Origin of the sequence: Adlercreutzia wanghongyangiae, from assembly GCF_035989245.1 — a bacterium.
In the GTDB taxonomy this organism is placed as follows: Bacteria; Actinomycetota; Coriobacteriia; order Coriobacteriales; family Eggerthellaceae; genus Adlercreutzia; species Adlercreutzia wanghongyangiae.
The window spans coordinates 1-1,146 of the sequence record NZ_JAYMFF010000042.1; the positions used below are offsets into that span (position 1 = coordinate 1).

Annotated in this window: 1 protein-coding gene; it reads left to right on the forward strand. The window is 67.2% G+C overall.

The genetic code is table 11. The features are described 5' to 3' along the window. Window positions 1–1,146 (forward strand): serine/threonine protein kinase (locus VIN30_RS11515; RefSeq protein ID WP_338211636.1); only part of this gene is annotated, 1,146 nt, incomplete at its 5' end.

Sequence of the window (1,146 nt, forward strand, 5' to 3'; positions counted from 1 at the left end):
ATGGCAAAGATCGTCAGCTCTTGGAACGACTGGGACCCGCTGAAGCGCGTCATCGTCGGCCGCTGCGACAACTCCGTCATCCCGCCGGAGGAGCCCGCCACCTCCGAGAAGGTGCCCGTTGACTCCGAGATGCGCGGCATGTGGGGCCTGCGCCCGCTGGAGACCGTCGAGCGCGGCAACGAGTGCCTCGAGAACCTCGTGAAGATCCTCGAGGACCGCGGCGTCGTCGTCGACCGCCCGACCCCGCTGCAGTGGAACCAGGCCATCGGCACGCCCGACTTCCGCAACGACTCCATGATGACCTGCATGCCGCCCCGCGACATCCTGCTGACCGTCGGCAACGAGATCATGGCCGCCGCCAACTCCTTCCGCTGCCGCTACTTCGAGTACCTGGCCTACTGGCCCCTCATGGAGATGTACTTCGAGCAGGACCCCGACTTCAAGTGGACCCAGGCCCCCCGCCCGCGCCTGACCGACCGCTCCTACAAGCACAACTACTACGACGAGAAGATCTCGCTGGAGGAGCGCCTCGAGCGCACCGCCGCGAAGGACTTCGTGACCACCGAGGTGGAGCCCATGTGGGACGCCGCCGACGTGATGCGCATGGGCAAGGACCTGTTCATCCAGCACGGCCTGACCACCAACCGCGCCGCCATGGACTGGTTCCAGCGCTACTACCCCGAGTTCCGCGTGCACGCCGTGAACTTCCCGGGCGACCCCTACCCGATCCACATCGACGCGACCTTCGTGCCGCTGCGCCCGGGCCTGATCATCAACAACCCGCACCGCCCGCTGCCCGAGCCGCAGCGCGCCATCTTCGAGGCCAACGACTGGCAGATCGTCGAGGCCGCCGACCCGGCCCACACCGAGCCGCCGGCGCTGTGCTACTCGTCGGTGTGGCTGTCCATGAACTGCCTGGTCCTCGACCCGAAGACCGTCATCGTGGAGGCCTCCGAGGTGCACCAGCAGGAGCAGATGGACAAGCTGGGCATGAACGTCATCCCCTGCGACCTGCGCGACGCCTACCCGTTCGGCGGCGGCCTGCACTGCTCCACCGCCGACGTCTACCGCGAGGGCGAGTGCCTGGACTACTTCCCGAACCGCGTCGAGGATCCCACCCTCGTGCGCCCCGAGATGTGGAAGTAA